A 15,840-nucleotide genomic window follows, 5' to 3' on the forward strand; every position below is an offset into this window, starting at 1 on the left:
AAATAAAAACTTATTATTAACTAAGACTAGTCTTCATCTGATTCAGAAGTTTCTTCAGCTTCAACTGCTTTTTCAGCATCATTTTCAGCTTCAGCATTTTTATCTTCTGCACCTTTAGCCATCTCTGCTTCAGCACTGTCATCATCCTGACCTTGCTTACCTTCGATAACAGCATCAGCCATAGCTCCTGAAATTAAACGAATAGCACGAATAGCATCGTCATTTGCAGGAATAACTACGTCAACTGGATCTGGATCAGTATTAGTATCAACCATAGCTACTACAGGAATTCCAAGAATGTTGGCCTCGTGAACAGCAATCTTTTCCTTCTTTGGATCAACTACGAATAAAACATCAGGAATTCTAGGCATATCTTCAATACCGCCTAAAAATCTTTCTAATTTATCCTTTTCTTTAGTCAAAAGAGAAGCTTCCTTCTTTGGCAATACATCAAATGTGCCGTCTTCTGACATCTTCTTTAAATCTTTTAATCTTTGTACTCGGCTCTGGATAGTCTTCCAGTTAGTCAATGTACCACCTAACCAGCGTTGGTTAACGTAGTATTGACCAGCACGAGTAGCTTCTTCAGCAATTGAATCTTGAGCTTGTTTCTTAGTACCAACAAATAGGATAACGCCACCATTTTGAGCAACGGCTCTAACAAATGAATAAGCATCATCTAACATTTTAATGGTTTTTTGCAAATCAATGATATAAATTCCATTTCTTTGCGTGAAAATATAAGGAGCCATCTTAGGATCCCATCTTCTAGTTTGATGTCCAAAATGAACACCAGCTTCAAGTAATTGCTTCATAGAAACTACTGACATATTAACTTCCTCCTACGGTTTTATTCTTCTCAAGCGGTCATCTCAGTATTTCACCATTGTGAGGCACCAAAATACTGATTGCTCTTGATGTTTTTTACATATATGCAATATGGCATACGATAAAATAATACTAGATTATGGCTAAAGATGCAAGACTAAAAGTCAACTTTATGTTCTCTTAAAAATTGCTCTTTCCATAGTCGCGAGTGATGTTTAAACCAATATTCTCTTTTAAGAGCCAATTTCTTGTCCCGAAATTCTTCGTGGTAAATCATTTTCACCGGTCTTCTTGATTTAGTATATTTTGCTCCTTTGCCGGTATTATGAGCTTTAAGCCTTTTTGCCAAATCATCGGTAAAGCCCCCATAAAAGCTGCCATCATGACAGAGCAGTACATAAAAATAATAAGTTTTATCTTTTCCTCGTTCTGCTTTATCGCTATCTGTTTCGCGGATGATATGTTGGATTGCTGGAAGATAATTTCCTTGCTTGTCGTGAACCTCAATTGCATCTTTAAGCACCAAGCCATCACTACCGGTATGCTTAACGGCCTCAATAATAATCAGATTGCTGTCCTCACCGCGATGAGAAACATAGGGCTGTACGATTTTAATACTCAAATCATGCTTAAGACAAAAATAAGCAATTTCATTTAAGCGCTCGGGTCGATGCACCATAAACATTTTACCTTTCATTTTGAGCAGTCCGCTTGCCACCGTGATTATTTCTTCTAAATTTATTAGCAATTCATGACGAGCAATAGCTTTAGCTGGATCAGGATTAACCTTGTGATTTTGTGCTACTTTAAAATAAGGCGGATTAACAACGATCACATCATAGAAATCTTTACGCAAAAAGTCTGGAGCATCTTTAACGTTTTTTTGGAAAACCTGAATTCTGTTCTCCATTTGATTTAGGGCTATGGAACGCCGAGCTTGTGAAACAACCTCTTTTTGGATTTCAACAGCATCATAATGAGCACGATTAAAGTATGCCATGTACATTGTCGCGGCACAATTGCCAGCACATAAATCAGCAACTTTAGAATTATCTTTAATAGCGTCTTTAGCAGCAGCAGCTAAAAGCAAGGTATCTAAAGAAAAACTAAAAGAAGTGTTATTCTGAATAATTCTCAGGTTATCGCTATACATATAATCAATTCGTTCATTTTTCAATAATTTTTCCATAAAGATTTATCCTCTCTCGCAGCTTTGCTATAATATTTTACATCAATTGGAGGAAATTATGTTTTATCATTTCATTCGTCCGGTAGCAAGATTCATAGTTTGGCTATTAAACGGACATTTACATGTTAATCACAAAGAGAGAATTCCTGACGGCAATTATATTTTGGCTGCCCCACACCGCACGTGGTGGGAACCAATTCTCTTTGCCTTAGCAGCCAGCCCGAAAGAGTTTATGTTCATGGCAAAAATAGAATTGTTCAAAAATCCAATATTAAGATTTATTTTAAAACATGCCCATGCTTTTCCGGTTGACCGTGACCATCCCGGTCCATCAGCTCTCAAAACGCCTATTAAAGGCTTAAGAAACGGCAATTATTCATTAATCATTTTCCCCTCTGGCACCAGGCATTCTTCTGAAATGAAAGGCGGAACAATTGCAATTGCTAAGCTGTCAAATAAGCCGATTGTACCTGTAGTTTATCAAGGTCCTCTAACATTTACCGGTTTATTAAAGCGGCAACCTTTAGAAGTATGTTTTGGTGAGCCATTTATGGTTGATCGTAAAATAAAATTAACTCATGAAAATGAAGCAATGCTTGACAATAAGTTGAAAAAAGCCTGGGATAAAATCGATCACGAACAAGATCCCAATTTTCACTATCTACCCAGATAAAAATTATAGTACACAATCTCCAAGTCTTTTTTTCAAAACGAGTGTTAGAATATTATTGTAGAAAATCTAGACGGAGGAATTTAAAATTGTTGGAAAAAACTTTTTATAGGACTATGTTAAGCAAATCTTTTCCCTTTCCTGTTAAGGTAACTTACTGGGATGGTAAAAGTGAAGTTTACGGAAATGGTACTCCAGATATAGAGATTATTTTCAATGAAAAGATACCGACTAGTGCTATTTCTAAAAATGCTTCCCTTGCTCTAGGCGAAGCATACATGGATAAAAAAATTGAGATTAAAGGCAGTCTGCAAAAATTAATTTGTGGAGCTTATGAGAGTGCCGGTAGTTTTATGCGCTCAAGTAAATTCCGCAAATTTCTACCAAAGGAAAAACATACTGAGGAACAAAGTGAAAAGGATGTTCAGAGCCATTATGATATTGGTAATGATTTTTACAAGTTATGGCTTGATCCTACATTAACTTATTCATGTGCTTATTTTGAAGACGGAAACGAAGATTTAGAAGCTGCGCAGTTGGCAAAAATTCATCATATCTTGAATAAACTACATCCTGAAAAAGGAAAAACTTTACTTGATATAGGCTGTGGCTGGGGCACTTTAATGCTAATTGCCGCTAAAGAATATGGTTTAAAAGTAACTGGTGTCACACTCAGTGAAGAACAGTATAAACTAGTCCAGAAGAAAATTTACGATCAAAATTTGCAAGATGTTGCCGAAGTAAAACTGGAAGATTACCGTGAACTGGGAAACCAGCAGTGGGACTACATTACCTCTGTAGGAATGTTTGAACATGTTGGTAAAGAAAATTTAGGAAAATATTTTGCTGATGTAGCCAAGTACCTCAAGAAGGACGGAATTGCTCTTATTCATGGCATTACTCGTCAACAAGGTGGAGCCAAAAATGCCTGGATCAATAAGTATATATTCCCGGGTGGTTATGTGCCCGGTTTGACCGAAAATGTTAACCATATAGTTGAAAATGGCATGCAGATAGATGATCTGGAAATGCTTAGAAGACATTATCAGAAAACCTTGGAAATTTGGGACAGTAATTTTAACAGCAAACGAGACGAAATTCAAAAAAACATGGGTGAGCGTTTTACCCGTATGTGGGATTTGTACTTGCAAGCTTGCGCTGCATCTTTTGAATCAGGCAATATTGATGTAGTGCAGTATCTGCTAACTAAGGGTCCCTCTGGTAAAAACTTACCGATGACTCGAAAATATATGCTGGATAAATAATAAAAAAGATGATAAATATTTATCATCTTTTTATTTTGCATTATATTTCAGTTGCTATTTTTAAAACTTAAGGTTTAAAAATCTTACCTGGGTTAACGATGTAGTTTGGATCAAATAATCTCTTAACCTTACGCAGTAAGTCAGTATAATCCTTACCGTAAAAGTCTTCATAGTAGTTTGCTCTAGCATAACCAATTCCGTGTTCACCAGACATATTACCATCAAGAGATTTAGCAGTTTTATAAAGTTCAGAAATAACTTTGTCACTGGTTTTAGCATATTCTTCATCTGTCATATCATCTGAGCAGAGGTAAATGTGCAAGTTGCCGTCTCCAGCATGACCAAAGTTTGGAATACGGATATTTAGTTGCTTTTCTAATTCTTCAATCCGGTCCAAGACTACTGGAATATGATTAATTGGAACACAAACATCAATTTCATCCATCTTAGGTGTTGAATTTTGAATAGCGAGTAGCAACTCTTCACGGCATTTCCAAATCTTCTTAGCTTCTTCTGAGTCAGCACTTAAAACAATTGCTTTTTCTGCTTTAAATGGTTTGACAGCTTCCAAAGTTTCATTCAATTCTTCACGCCATTCATTTTCTGTGAAGGAGTCTAAGCCGATAATGATAAAACCATCACCATGCTTAATTGGAAATTCATCTTTTGCGTAAGTTTCCCATAGTTTAACAACTTTGCGTCCCATAAATTCAACTGTAGTTGGTACCACACCTGACTTCAAAATTGCTGGTACAGATCTAATTGCATCATTTAAAGTTGGAAATGGAATAATAGCATTAATTGACTTGTGCGGTCTCGGGTAAAGACGAATTGTTACCTCTGTGACAACGCCTAAAGTACCTTCTGAACCAATAATCAGGTCACGTAACGAATAGCCAGATGAAGATTTAACTGCTTTAGAGCCAAATTTATACAATTTACCATTAGTCAAAACTACTTTGATTTCACGGATATGTTCTCTAGTAACTCCATACTTGATAGCTTTAAGTCCACCAGCATTGGTTGAAACATTGCCGCCAATAGTAGCCCAGTGCATAGCAGGTGCCGGCATGTACATAAACGGTTTATCTGCAAGGTATTCATCAAGGTCCTTTAAACGTAAACCTGCTTGCACAGTCATGGTCAAGCTTTCTGGATCATATTCCAAAACCTTGTTCATTTTAATCATGTCAAGTGAAATTCCGCCATCGACTGCTAAGTTGGCACCCATTAAGCCAGTTGAATTACCTCTTGGAACTAAAGGTATTTTATTGTCATTGGCATATTTAACTACATGCATAACTTCTTCGTTAGTTACTGGTTGAATAACCAAATCAGGCATGGCTTTTACAGTCCCAAATTGATCATGATCCCAGTGTGTGGTTGGTTTGGTAATAAATCTCTCTGGGTCAGAAATGAATTTTCTTAAGTTATCAAGATCAGTTTGATTAATTTTATGATATTCCATTGTAATTCCCTTCTTAAAAAATCATAATTTAGCTACTGCTAACATGATAAATTTACTCTATAATGTAAACGCTGTCAATAGCTATCATAAAAAAGCACAAAGTTTTATCTTTGTGCTTTTTTTCACTTTTGGCTATTTTGCAAGGTGTATAAATTATAATAATAACCTTTTTGTGAAAGAAGTTTTTCGTGATTACCTCTTTCAACAATTTTACCGTCATTTAGAACAATAATTTGGTCGGCATCAACAATCGTTGAAAGCCTGTGTGCAATAGCCAAAGTGGTACGACCTTTGCGCAAGCGTTTCAATCCTTGTTGAATTAATGTCTCCGTTTCGGTATCAACATTTGCAGTAGCTTCATCCAAAACTAAAATTTTTGGATCTGTTACTAAAGTTCTGGCAAAAGAAATTAACTGTCTTTGACCCTGACTGAATTCACTACCACCTTCACCAACTTTAGCATGATATTTACCTGGGAGGTTTTCGATAAAAGTATCAGCTTGAACTGTTTCGGCCGCTGCTTTTATCTGCTCATCAGTGATATTTTTGTTGTACAAACGAATATTCGAATTAATATCACCGTAAAACATAAAAGGTTCCTGTAAAACTAAGCCTAACTTTTTACGTATTTCAGCTTTAGGATATTTCTTAATGTCAACGCCGTCTATCAAGACCTCGCCTTTATAAAATTCATAAAAGCGCATCATCACGTTAATAATAGAACTTTTCCCGGAACCTGTGTGTCCGACAATTCCCAACGTTTCGCCCGGATTAACAGTGAATGAAATATCATGTAGTATTTCGTTCTTACCATCATAAGAAAAACTTACATGCTTGAACTCAATTTTACCTTGGTTAATTGTCAAACCCGCTTCAGCATTCTGTTGTGGTTCATAATCAGTATTGTCCAAAATACGAAAAATTCTTTTACCGGCAACAATTCCGTCTTGGAAGAAAGTCATTTGATCCATCATATTTGCAATTGGATTAAAGAATTGCGAAATATATTGTGAAAAGGCATAAACCACACCTGCTGGTACAAACGTTTCTCTCAAAGGAAAACCAAAGTACATTAGTGTCAGGGCTAAAGCAAGGGAATAAAGCAAACTAGTTAACGGTGAAAGCAAGAGCGAATTAAGGTTGATCATATCAAACCTGGTTTTCATCAAAGCATGGTTTTCATTTTCAAAATTATTAGTCATGCGATCTTCCTGCTTAAACTGCTGAATTAAGGAGACTCCCTCAATCGACTCGTTTAAGTTAGTATTGATACGACTCAGTCTTTCACGATAACTACGATAAAGTTTTGAACTTCTTTTCGAATATTGCCAAATAATCACTAAGAGCAGTGGTAAAAATGCCAATACTATAAAGCCGGCTGTCACATTTGTTGAAAACATTGCCACCATGGCGGAAATGATAGAGAAGAATGACATGACCACACTTGACAAAACGGTCAGGAAATTACTCAAAGTCATGGTATCATTTGTCACTCTTGAAACAATTGAACCTGCTGGAGTTTGGTCAAAATAGCGCATCCCTAGTGTGTGCAACTTTTTGTATAATTCAGCACGCAAGCCTTCAAGTGATTTTTCAGAACCTAAAGCAAAAAAATATTCATAAGTAAATTGCAGAATACCTTTAATTACTGAACCGAAGGCGTAAAGAAAACCTGCAAATAAAATGACCTGTGTTGTTACATCAGTTTTAACCAAGAAGTTATCAAGAAAATACTGTAAACCGTAAGGCAATAGCACATTAATAATACTTACAAGGAGAGCACCAATGCCCGCGATTATCATTTCATTTTTAAAATGCAAGACAAAACGCAGAAGTCGTCTAAATATGCTAAGTTGTTCTTTTACCGGAATTTCCTGAGACCAAACAGACTGGAAAGATTTTTCATCATCCATATTTATTCACCCACCTTGTCTTCTAATTCCTGTCTTTGCCACATATCAGCGTACCATCCGTTCAGTTCCAATAAATCATCGTGTGTGCCGCGTTCAACAATTTGACCATCTTTGAGAACCAAGATTAAATCCGCATTCATTACAGAAGTCAACCTATGCGTTGCAATCAATGTCGTCTTACCTTCGCGCTCTTTTCTTAAAGATTTTAATATTGCCATTTCAGTTCTGGCATCAACCGCTGATAAAGCGTCATCCAAAACTAGAATTTGACTTTGCTTAAGAAGCGCGCGGGCAATTGACATCCGTTGCTTTTGTCCTCCAGATAATGAAACACCGTTTTCACCAACTAAAGTATTGTAGCCACCTGGCATTTGTAAAATATCATTGTGCAAATCACTTTTCTTAGCTGCAGATACAATGGCACTCTCATCGCTGTCAGCTTTAGAAAAGGCGATGTTTTTTTGGATACTAGTCGAAAAGAGGTAATTATCCTGCGGTACATAAGAAATTTGACGCAATAATACATTAAGAGGAATTTCTCTGATGTCATGACCATTTAAAGTAATTTCACCGTCATATTTGTCAAATTCACGCAGTAGTAATTGAATAATGGTAGTTTTTCCAGCACCGACTTTTCCTACCAGTCCTAAAGTTTGTCCTGTATGCAAAGTAAAATTAACGTTTTTTAATACTGGTACTGTTGGTTCATCAGGATAGGCAAAAGATTTAACGTGATATTCCAAATTGCCGGCAATATCTTGGGCTGAGAGGCTCTGGTCTGCGTATTTATCCGTAATTTCTGATTTTTCATTTAGCAGTTTTTCAACTCTGTCATAACTGGCGCTCCCGCGTTCCAAGATATTAAAAAGGTAGCCGATTGCAAACATTGGCCAAACCATGTTGCCGATATATGCGATAAATGAAACCAGTTGCCCGATTGTCAATACTTTATTTAAAACTAGCAAGCCACCATAAATAATAGTTATTGTGTATGTTAGTCCAATAAGTAAAGTTCCCAGAGGGTCAAACAGTGAATCCCATTTAAATACTTTTTTATTAATATTAATGGTTTCATCAATCATCTGGTCAAAGGCTTCCGTGTCTTCCTTGCCTTGCCCAAAAGTTTTAATTACCTTGATGCCAGAAACAGATTCTTGTGTTTTGTTATTCAGCTTGGAGAAAGCAGCTTGAGATTTATCAAAAGCATCGTGCAGACGATCACCTAATTTCCAAGCACCCCAAGCTAAGAATGGTAAAGGCAGTAAAGCCACAATGGTTAAGCGCCAGTCAACAAAAGCAATCATGGCAACCATGGTGGAAACACTCATAATAAGCGAGTCAACTAGCGTTAAAACGCCTTCTCCTGCAACTTCCTGAATTGCGGAAACATCGTTAGTGGCATGAGCCATTAAGTCGCCAGTCCGGTGCCGCTGATAAAACGTGCGATCCATTGCCATAAAATGACTAAACAATTTAGACCGCATTTGCAGCTCCAACTCTGCAGCACCGCCCCAAATTTGCTTACGCCAAAAATAGCGGAAGCCATAAAGTAAAAGTGCGGCAAAAATAATTGCTAAAATAAGCAGTCCGTATTGCTCCCAACTAATATGACCACGGTCTAATTGATCCGCCATCAAACCCAAAATCCGAGGTGGCACTAAATTTACAACAGAAGTAAGTGCCAAAAATGTGACACCGATAAGGTAACGCTTTTTTTCCTTTTTAAAAAACCAACCTAATTTAAAAAATATTCCCATGTTTCACCTGAACATTAACAATAAAAAAACGGAGACATACGCTCCGCCTTTAATTCAATTTAGCAAATTTTTATTTTTGGTGCTTCATCATGTTCATCACTTGGTTAACCTTCTTGGCTGAAGGTTTTTGTCCCATTTGTGACATCATAGCAACAATCATATCTTCACTAATTGGCGGATTATCCTTAAAGTATTTTTTCATATATGCTCTTGCACCATAAAAACCACCGACTAGGCCTAATAAAAGTGCTATAACAATTAAAAAAATAGCTAAACCCAATTTCATAAAAAATCACCTCAATTTGTCCAATAGGTATATCTTACCTAAAAATTAAGTAAAATTAAAGGTCAAAGTTAATCTTTTCTTAAACCTTTCTGACGTTGTGCTTTTTTGGCTTTTTCAGATGTTATTTCCTTGCCATTTTTATCAATAATGACCAAATTCTCAACATCTTGTTTAAAACCAGCTCTGAAATTTTTAATAAATTCCTGATGTAATTTTTTTCTTTCGTTTTCCTCTGCAGCAGTCAAACCACTGCTTTTTTTCTTATGATAGAGTTCATTAATACGATTAATTAATTTTTGTTCATTATCTTCTGTCATTTTCGCACCTCTCAATTATGAAAGTCTACCTTATTTTTGGTAATAAAAAAAGTTAAACATTTTTCAGAACATTTGTTTGTAGTATCAAAATAAATCTGCTAAAATAAATAGTATCAAGAAAACGTTTAAAATACTGGAGATTACAATGACGACGAAACAAAATACCAAGCAGTTACAAATTTTACGTTATATTTATGAAACCGTGGCAGATCGCGGCTTTCCACCAACTGTTCGTGAAATTTGCCATGCAGTTGACCTATCGTCAACTTCTACCGTTCACGGACATTTATCTCGTTTAGAGCGTAAAGGATATTTAATTAAAGATGCAACGAAACCCCGAGCTCTTGAAATAACTGAAGAAGGCAAAAAAGCTATTGGCATCAAGCCTAATGAAATTCCTGTTATTGGTGATGTGGCTGCCGGTCAACCGATCTTAGCAGTCGAAGATATCGAAGATTATTTTCCTCTGCCGCCTGATTTAGCTAATGATGCTGGTGACCTCTTCATGTTGAGAGTTCACGGTGAAAGTATGATTAATGCTGGTATTTTAAATGGTGATAATGTCATTGTCCGCAAGCAAAGTACGGCAATTAACGGTGAGATAGTAGTAGCCATGACTGATGAAAATGAAGCCACCGTCAAACGCTTTTATAAGGAAAAAGGTCATTATCGCCTTCAGCCTGAAAATGATACGATGGATCCAATTATCTTGTCCAGTGTACATATCCTGGGTAAAGTTGTTGGTCTTTATCGGAGTTCAATAGTTTAATTTAAAAATTTGCACTATTTTTCTCTTGATTCAATAGTGCTTTTTTTCTGCAAAGTTTCTTTTACTTCTGCCAATAATTTTTTCTGCATTTTTAATTTGTTAATTTTGGCAGATATAGTAGTAATTTTTTCTGCAATCAATTTTAAGTTTTGCTTACACTGCTTTTCAGTACTACACGATTCATCGTGTAGTTTTTTTATTTCCTTAATTTCTTGCAGTGAAAAACCCAAGTCTTGAAACTCTTTTACTGCTTCAAAAATATCACGTTCGTTTTCAGTAAACCAATAGTTTCTTCCCTTACGAGCAGGAGTTAATAAGTTTAAGTAGATATAATGTCTAATTGTATCACGTGTAGTATTTTCCTTTTGGATAAATTCTTTCAAATACATAATTATCTCCTTGACGTAGGGTCGACCCCAGATGATTAAATTTTAGCAGGAGGTATTAAAATGTCATATCTAACAATCTCTTTAACTATTATCTATGGTGCTCTTATGATTAGCGCCAGCTTTCTGCTAATCACTAGTCTGCCAATTTGGCTGATCATGGTCAACGTTTTGTTTGCATTAGGCATTATTGCTGGAAGTATTCTAAAGATACCACTTTTAACTACTATATTTCTAGTAGCACTTTTATTTACCGCTTTAGCAAATGGTTTTTCTCTCCATCACCAAATTACTTGGATTCACTGGTTCATAAGACTCATTTTAACCGTAGCCTTAATCTGGCTAAATTTAAGGTTTCGCTAAGCTAGCAAGTATCTTTTATTCATTTTTATGACTATCTTAAAACGGCTTAAAATACTCTTACAAAAGGAAAAAAGTAACTTTCCACAAGCAATGCTATATTTGTTTTCACAAATTTTTATAAGTAAAAACGTTGATTATTAGGCATGCATTTAGATAACTTGTGAATTATGCGGCTGTTTCACTTTAGTTCCACAGCAGTATTTTTTCACAAACTTGGTTAAATTTCACTAATGATATTAGCTGCTAAATTAATTGCTGCTTCATGAGCATACCTGCCCCAGCCTCTTTCATCATGCTTTTCTATGTCTTTAAGAGAATCCGCTGTAAATAATATTTGTGCAAAGTCGACCCCTCTAAATTGTGCACAAGCAGCGAGCGCTGCACATTCCATTTCAACACATGAGGCGCCCAGTGCTTCAGCCTGTTTTACTTTCTTGGCAGTTTCTCTAAAAAAACCATCAGTAGTCCACGTAGTTACTTCTTTAACCGTAAATCCATTTTCGTTCATTAGTTTCTTTGTTTTGTCTAAAAATGCAGATTCTAACTCGACAAATGTCCCTGGTTTTAAATAATGAAATGACGTACCTTCGTCTCTTATGGCTTTTGTAGGCACCAGAAAATAATTTTCCGGTAAATCAACCAAACAACCTGCTGAGCCAATTGCTAAAATCTGTTTAACACCGTAGCCTATTAACCAATCTAACAGTTGTACTGCAGCAGCGGCGCCCATTTTAGCCTGACAAAGGGTAAACTTTGCTCCATCTAAATCAACTTCATAAATGGGAGTTTTTCCTTCAAAACATTCAAAAAATCCCACTTGTTTATGAGGACGACCAACTAAAAATTTGTTGATTGCAGCTGTAGTTAAAAATGCAAACAGCAATTTAGCTTGAAAATGAAAGTGATTAATTTCTTTTTCGTGCTCTGGTTCTAAAACTGCTTTTGGACTAGTATCAAAATTTAATAAAAATGGTTCATTCATAATTCTACCCTCCATAAAAAATATTTTGCTGAAGATTTTAACATAAACAAAAAAGAGAATCATCCCTTTACGGAATGATTCTCTTTTACTTAAGCGTGAATTAGCGACGCTTTTCTGCAATTCTAGCAGACTTGCCGTGACGATCACGTAAGTAGTAAAGTTTAGCACGACGTACACGACCGTGACGCAATACTTCAACCTTGGCAACACGTGGATCGTTTACTGGAAAAGTACGCTCAACACCAACACCAGATGCGATCTTACGTACAGTGTAGCTGGCACCAATACCAGTTCCCTTACGCTTGATAACTACGCCTTCAAACATCTGAATACGTTCATGTGAGCCTTCAACAACACGAACATGAACACGAACTGTGTCCCCTGCACGAAAGTCAGGAATATCGTCACGTAATTGTTCTTTGGTTAATTCTTGAATTAATGGATCCATTTTTATTTTCTCCTTCTGCGGCATTCATTAGCGTTTTCTACGTCAGCGGAATACCCCTAACTATTAGTGCAAAATAAATTCACACCTCAGTTATACTAGCAAAATTAACAGCTAAAATCAAGTTTGATCTTCTTCCTGCTCTATTTGCGCCAGCATTTTTTCTTCTTCTTTACTCAAAGTATAATTTTTAAGCAAATCTGGGCGATACAAATAAGTTGCCCGTAAAGCTTCCTTGTGCCGCCATTGAGCTATTTTTTGGTGATTGCCAGACGTTAAAACCGCAGGAACTTTCATACCCTCAAAATCATCAGGTCTAGTATATTGGGGATATTCCAGCAAGCCGTGAGCAAAGCTTTCTTCCACTGGTGAGGCATCATTGCCTAAAATTCCCGGTATCAATCTAACTGTGGCATCAATCATACTCATTGTCGGCAATTCCCCACCCGTTAGGACATAATCACCGATTGAAACAATTTCATCAGCTAGATCATAAACGCGCTGGTCGAAGCCTTCATAGTGACCACAAATAAATGTGAGATTTTCTGCTTGAGACCACTCTTGAGCCATTTTTTGATTAAAAGTTTTACCCTGAGGCGCGGTAATGATTACTTTGCCTTTATTCCTAATTGAGTCGAGTGCTTTTTTGATCGGCATAATTTGCAAGACCATGCCAGCGCCACCACCATAAGGACTGTCATCAACATGGTGGTGAATATCAGTGGTAAAATCACGAAAATTGACTAAGTTGAGCTGCCATTTACCATCTTCAAGACCACGCCCGAGCATTGAAGTCGTCAGCGGAGTAAACATATCCGGAAAAAGCGTCAATACGTTAATCTTCATTGCGTAATCCTTCCAAGAGTTCTACAAAAACTTTTTTATGTTCAACGTCTATCTTTTTAACAACTTGATCTATATAGGGAATTAAATACTCATTACCATTTTCTTCGGTAATTTCCCAGACATCGTTCGCACCAGGAGTTTCAATACCAGTTATTTGACCCAAATTAGCCCCCGATTGATTATCTAACACATCACAGCCCAATATATCGCGATAATAATAAGATCCTGCAGGCAGTTCATGTTGATTTTGCTCGCTGACAACCAAAGTTTCCCCAATTAGCTTTTCAGCACTGTTAATATCAGTAATTTCATTAAATTGAATCAGCCAAAATTGCTTAAAGGGTCTGCTTTTTTTGACTGTTAAAACCGTTTCGGAATCATTTTTGATAGCTAACTTTTTATTCAAGTCAAACCGTTCTTCAGGAAAATCGGTTATTAACGCAACTTTTACTTCCCCTTTAAGTCCGTGAGTAGACAATATCCGTGCAACATCATAAAATTGCATAATTTCTCCTAGTCAAAGAAAAAAGTTTGAAGTAGTCAACTTCAAACTTTTAACAAACGATTCACTATTTATTGAATTTGGAATCATGCAGTTTCTTCATTAAGCCTGCACCTGAAAGAAGTGAACGTACAGTATCTGAAGGTTGTGCACCTTTCTTCAACCATTCAAAAATCTTGTCTTCGTCTAATTTCAATTCCTTAGGAACAGAAACTGGGTTATAGTAACCAACTTCTTCAATAAAACGACCATCACGTGGCATTCTTGAATCAGCGACAACGATTCTATAAAATGGCTTTCTCTTAGCACCCATGCGGCGCATACGAATTTTTACTGACATAAATTTATTCCTCCTAAAAGTTACGTTAAATAATATAGCACTTATTTTTTTAGGTGTAAAGTGTTTTTACTTAACAGGTGCTTTTTTTATGAATGATACCTCTTGACCTTCATCCGCTTTTTCTTATTCTTCTTAAATTTCTTCCCCATGTGACGCATAGCCATTCGTCCCATAGGAGAATTCATCCCCGGTAGATTATCCATTCCTTTAAAATTACCCTTGGTAATCTTGCTCATCATATCGCGGGCCTGTTTAAATTGCTTAATCATTCTGTTGACTTCAACTACCGGCCGTCCAGAACCAGCTGCAATTCTTCTTCTACGGCTAGGGTTAAGTAATTCAGGGTTCTCACGTTCTTCATTTGTCATAGAAGAAATAATGGCTTTAACATAAACAATCTGTTTTTTATCAAAATTGACATTTTTAAGTTGCGGATTGTTCGCCATCCCCGGAATCATCTTCATTAATTGATCAAGAGGGCCCATTTTTTCAACTTGTTCCAGTTGATCGACAAAGTCGTTGAAATCGAAAGTATTTTCCTTCATCTTTTCAGCAACTTCTTCAGCCTTTTTAGCGTCATAATCTTGTTGAGCTTTTTCAATCAAAGTCAGCATGTCACCCATGCCCAAGATTCTTGATGCCATGCGGTCAGGGTAGAATTGTTCTAAATCAGTTAGTTTTTCACCCTGCCCAGTATAAATGATTGGTTTACCAGTCACTGCCCTAATTGATAGAGCAGCACCACCACGGGTATCACCATCAAGTTTAGTTAAAATGACACCAGTGATATCTAAGCGGCTATCAAATCCTCTGGCAACATCAGTTGCAGCTTGACCCGTCATGGCATCTACTACCAATAAAATGTTATCTGGCTGCGCCACCTTTTTAACTTGCTCAAGTTCCGCCATTAGCGGTTCATCGATTTCCAGACGACCGGCCGTATCGATAATGACATAATCATTTTTGTTTGTTTCAGCTTGACGTAAACCGTTTTGGACAATTTGAGCCACATCTTTTTGGTCCTTTTCGCTATAAACCGGAACTTTTAATTGGTCGCCAATTTGCTGCAACTGGTCAATAGCAGCAGGACGGTAAATATCGCCTGCGATTAATAAAGGGCGGGCTTTTTCTTTTTGCATTAATAGGTTAGCGAGCTTGCCTACAGTAGTTGTTTTACCAGTACCTTGAAGTCCCACCATCATAATTACGGTTGGAATGTGCTTAGACTTATTTAAAGTTACGGCACTATCACCCATCATCTTAGTCAATTCATCATTGACAATTTTAATAACCTGTTGACCGGGATTAAGACTTTCTTGGACTTCTTTTCCTAGTGCTTCCTGTTTAATTTTCTTAATAAAGTCTTTTACAACTTTAAAATTGACGTCGGCTTCAAGCAAGGCAAGTCTTATTTCACGACTGGCACTGTTGATATCGTCTTCTGATATTTTTCCTTTACCGGTTAAATTTTTTAAGGCCTTTTGAATCCTCTCACTTAAATTTTCAAATGCCAT

Annotated in this window: 18 protein-coding genes; 4 read left to right on the forward strand and 14 right to left on the reverse strand. The window is 36.7% G+C overall.

What is annotated here, in order from left to right; translation table 11 throughout:
* Positions 1-26 precede the first annotated feature (26 nt).
* Both rpsB and JF73_RS05090 read right to left on the reverse strand, forming a co-directional pair.
* The gene (gene rpsB, locus JF73_RS05085; RefSeq protein WP_038522991.1) at positions 27-830 is read right to left on the reverse strand and encodes a 30S ribosomal protein S2; all 804 of its coding nucleotides are present in this window, start codon (positions 828-830) and stop codon (positions 27-29) included.
* A 155-nt stretch (positions 831-985) separates the two neighbouring features.
* Positions 986-2,017 (reverse strand): GIY-YIG nuclease family protein, encoded by a 1,032-nt coding sequence (locus tag JF73_RS05090; protein ID WP_046327235.1) that lies wholly within the window; start codon positions 2,015-2,017, stop codon positions 986-988.
* 58 nt (positions 2,018-2,075) lie between these two features.
* Here JF73_RS05090 and JF73_RS05095 point away from each other — a divergent pair, with 58 nt between their 5' ends.
* Positions 2,076-2,690 (forward strand): lysophospholipid acyltransferase family protein, encoded by a 615-nt coding sequence (locus JF73_RS05095; RefSeq protein WP_046327236.1) that lies wholly within the window; start codon positions 2,076-2,078, stop codon positions 2,688-2,690.
* Between the two features lie 86 nt (positions 2,691-2,776).
* Complete coding sequence (locus JF73_RS05100; RefSeq protein WP_046327237.1) at positions 2,777-3,952, forward strand: SAM-dependent methyltransferase; 1,176 nt, start codon at positions 2,777-2,779, stop codon at positions 3,950-3,952.
* A gap of 67 nt (positions 3,953-4,019) precedes the next feature.
* On the opposite strand, the gene JF73_RS05105 is transcribed toward JF73_RS05100, so the two are convergent.
* From JF73_RS05105 to JF73_RS05125, 5 genes are all read right to left on the reverse strand, one after another.
* Positions 4,020-5,420, reverse strand: a complete 1,401-nt coding sequence (locus JF73_RS05105) for an FAD-binding oxidoreductase (protein WP_038523003.1) — start codon at positions 5,418-5,420, stop codon at positions 4,020-4,022.
* A gap of 122 nt (positions 5,421-5,542) precedes the next feature.
* The gene (locus JF73_RS05110) at positions 5,543-7,333 is read right to left on the reverse strand and encodes an ABC transporter ATP-binding protein (RefSeq protein WP_046327238.1); all 1,791 of its coding nucleotides are present in this window, start codon (positions 7,331-7,333) and stop codon (positions 5,543-5,545) included.
* A 2-nt stretch (positions 7,334-7,335) separates the two neighbouring features.
* The gene (locus JF73_RS05115; RefSeq protein WP_046327239.1) at positions 7,336-9,090 is read right to left on the reverse strand and encodes an ABC transporter ATP-binding protein; all 1,755 of its coding nucleotides are present in this window, start codon (positions 9,088-9,090) and stop codon (positions 7,336-7,338) included.
* Between the two features lie 70 nt (positions 9,091-9,160).
* Positions 9,161-9,376: a YneF family protein gene (locus tag JF73_RS05120; protein ID WP_038523011.1), complete on the reverse strand. Its 216-nt coding sequence runs from the start codon at positions 9,374-9,376 to the stop codon at positions 9,161-9,163.
* 68 nt (positions 9,377-9,444) lie between these two features.
* Positions 9,445-9,693, reverse strand: a complete 249-nt coding sequence (locus JF73_RS05125) for a DUF896 domain-containing protein (protein WP_038523014.1) — start codon at positions 9,691-9,693, stop codon at positions 9,445-9,447.
* A gap of 145 nt (positions 9,694-9,838) precedes the next feature.
* Between JF73_RS05125 and lexA the strand changes: the two genes are divergently transcribed.
* On the forward strand, positions 9,839-10,462 hold the full coding sequence (lexA, locus tag JF73_RS05130; protein ID WP_038523018.1) for a transcriptional repressor LexA: 624 nt from the start codon (positions 9,839-9,841) through the stop codon (positions 10,460-10,462).
* Positions 10,463-10,476: 14 nt separating this feature from the next.
* Here the strand turns inward: lexA and JF73_RS05135 are convergent, their stop codons facing one another.
* Positions 10,477-10,851: a MerR family transcriptional regulator gene (locus JF73_RS05135; protein WP_046327240.1), complete on the reverse strand. Its 375-nt coding sequence runs from the start codon at positions 10,849-10,851 to the stop codon at positions 10,477-10,479.
* 60 nt (positions 10,852-10,911) lie between these two features.
* Between JF73_RS05135 and JF73_RS05140 the strand changes: the two genes are divergently transcribed.
* Positions 10,912-11,211 (forward strand): hypothetical protein, encoded by a 300-nt coding sequence (locus JF73_RS05140; RefSeq protein WP_046327241.1) that lies wholly within the window; start codon positions 10,912-10,914, stop codon positions 11,209-11,211.
* Positions 11,212-11,428: 217 nt separating this feature from the next.
* On the opposite strand, the gene JF73_RS05145 is transcribed toward JF73_RS05140, so the two are convergent.
* The 6 genes from JF73_RS05145 to ffh form a co-directional block, all read right to left on the reverse strand.
* The gene (locus JF73_RS05145) at positions 11,429-12,193 is read right to left on the reverse strand and encodes a nucleoside phosphorylase (RefSeq protein WP_046327242.1); all 765 of its coding nucleotides are present in this window, start codon (positions 12,191-12,193) and stop codon (positions 11,429-11,431) included.
* A gap of 100 nt (positions 12,194-12,293) precedes the next feature.
* Positions 12,294-12,641, reverse strand: coding sequence for a 50S ribosomal protein L19 (gene rplS / locus JF73_RS05150; RefSeq protein WP_038523030.1), 348 nt, complete (start codon positions 12,639-12,641; stop codon positions 12,294-12,296).
* Positions 12,642-12,758: 117 nt separating this feature from the next.
* Complete coding sequence (gene trmD, locus JF73_RS05155) at positions 12,759-13,484, reverse strand: tRNA (guanosine(37)-N1)-methyltransferase TrmD (RefSeq protein ID WP_046327243.1); 726 nt, start codon at positions 13,482-13,484, stop codon at positions 12,759-12,761.
* Positions 13,474-13,989, reverse strand: coding sequence for a ribosome maturation factor RimM (gene rimM, locus JF73_RS05160; RefSeq protein WP_046327244.1), 516 nt, complete (start codon positions 13,987-13,989; stop codon positions 13,474-13,476). Before rimM ends, trmD begins: the two co-directional genes overlap by 11 nt.
* Before the next feature lie 64 nt (positions 13,990-14,053).
* Positions 14,054-14,326, reverse strand: coding sequence for a 30S ribosomal protein S16 (rpsP, locus tag JF73_RS05165; RefSeq protein WP_038523039.1), 273 nt, complete (start codon positions 14,324-14,326; stop codon positions 14,054-14,056).
* An 86-nt stretch (positions 14,327-14,412) separates the two neighbouring features.
* Complete coding sequence (gene ffh / locus JF73_RS05170) at positions 14,413-15,840, reverse strand: signal recognition particle protein (protein ID WP_046327245.1); 1,428 nt, start codon at positions 15,838-15,840, stop codon at positions 14,413-14,415.

This window comes from Lactobacillus helsingborgensis, assembly GCF_000970855.1.
Lineage (GTDB): Bacteria > Bacillota > Bacilli > Lactobacillales > Lactobacillaceae > Lactobacillus > Lactobacillus helsingborgensis.

Excerpts from the sequence above, each read along its gene's own strand:
- rpsB (WP_038522991.1), bottom strand. The coding sequence starts at position 830 with ATGTCAGTAGTTTCTATGAAGCAATTACTTGAAGCTGGTGTTCATTTT.
- JF73_RS05090 (WP_046327235.1), bottom strand. The coding sequence starts at position 2,017 with ATGGAAAAATTATTGAAAAATGAACGAATTGATTATATGTATAGCGAT.
- JF73_RS05095 (WP_046327236.1), top strand. The coding sequence starts at position 2,076 with ATGTTTTATCATTTCATTCGTCCGGTAGCAAGATTCATAGTTTGGCTA.
- JF73_RS05105 (WP_038523003.1), bottom strand. The coding sequence starts at position 5,420 with ATGGAATATCATAAAATTAATCAAACTGATCTTGATAACTTAAGAAAA.
- JF73_RS05110 (WP_046327238.1), bottom strand. The coding sequence starts at position 7,333 with ATGGATGATGAAAAATCTTTCCAGTCTGTTTGGTCTCAGGAAATTCCG.
- JF73_RS05115 (WP_046327239.1), bottom strand. The coding sequence starts at position 9,090 with ATGGGAATATTTTTTAAATTAGGTTGGTTTTTTAAAAAGGAAAAAAAG.
- JF73_RS05120 (WP_038523011.1), bottom strand. The coding sequence starts at position 9,376 with ATGAAATTGGGTTTAGCTATTTTTTTAATTGTTATAGCACTTTTATTA.
- JF73_RS05125 (WP_038523014.1), bottom strand. The coding sequence starts at position 9,693 with ATGACAGAAGATAATGAACAAAAATTAATTAATCGTATTAATGAACTC.
- lexA (WP_038523018.1), top strand. The coding sequence starts at position 9,839 with ATGACGACGAAACAAAATACCAAGCAGTTACAAATTTTACGTTATATT.
- JF73_RS05135 (WP_046327240.1), bottom strand. The coding sequence starts at position 10,851 with ATGTATTTGAAAGAATTTATCCAAAAGGAAAATACTACACGTGATACA.
- JF73_RS05140 (WP_046327241.1), top strand. The coding sequence starts at position 10,912 with ATGTCATATCTAACAATCTCTTTAACTATTATCTATGGTGCTCTTATG.
- JF73_RS05145 (WP_046327242.1), bottom strand. The coding sequence starts at position 12,193 with ATGAATGAACCATTTTTATTAAATTTTGATACTAGTCCAAAAGCAGTT.
- rplS (WP_038523030.1), bottom strand. The coding sequence starts at position 12,641 with ATGGATCCATTAATTCAAGAATTAACCAAAGAACAATTACGTGACGAT.
- trmD (WP_046327243.1), bottom strand. The coding sequence starts at position 13,484 with ATGAAGATTAACGTATTGACGCTTTTTCCGGATATGTTTACTCCGCTG.
- rimM (WP_046327244.1), bottom strand. The coding sequence starts at position 13,989 with ATGCAATTTTATGATGTTGCACGGATATTGTCTACTCACGGACTTAAA.
- rpsP (WP_038523039.1), bottom strand. The coding sequence starts at position 14,326 with ATGTCAGTAAAAATTCGTATGCGCCGCATGGGTGCTAAGAGAAAGCCA.
- ffh (WP_046327245.1), bottom strand. The coding sequence starts at position 15,840 with ATGGCATTTGAAAATTTAAGTGAGAGGATTCAAAAGGCCTTAAAAAAT.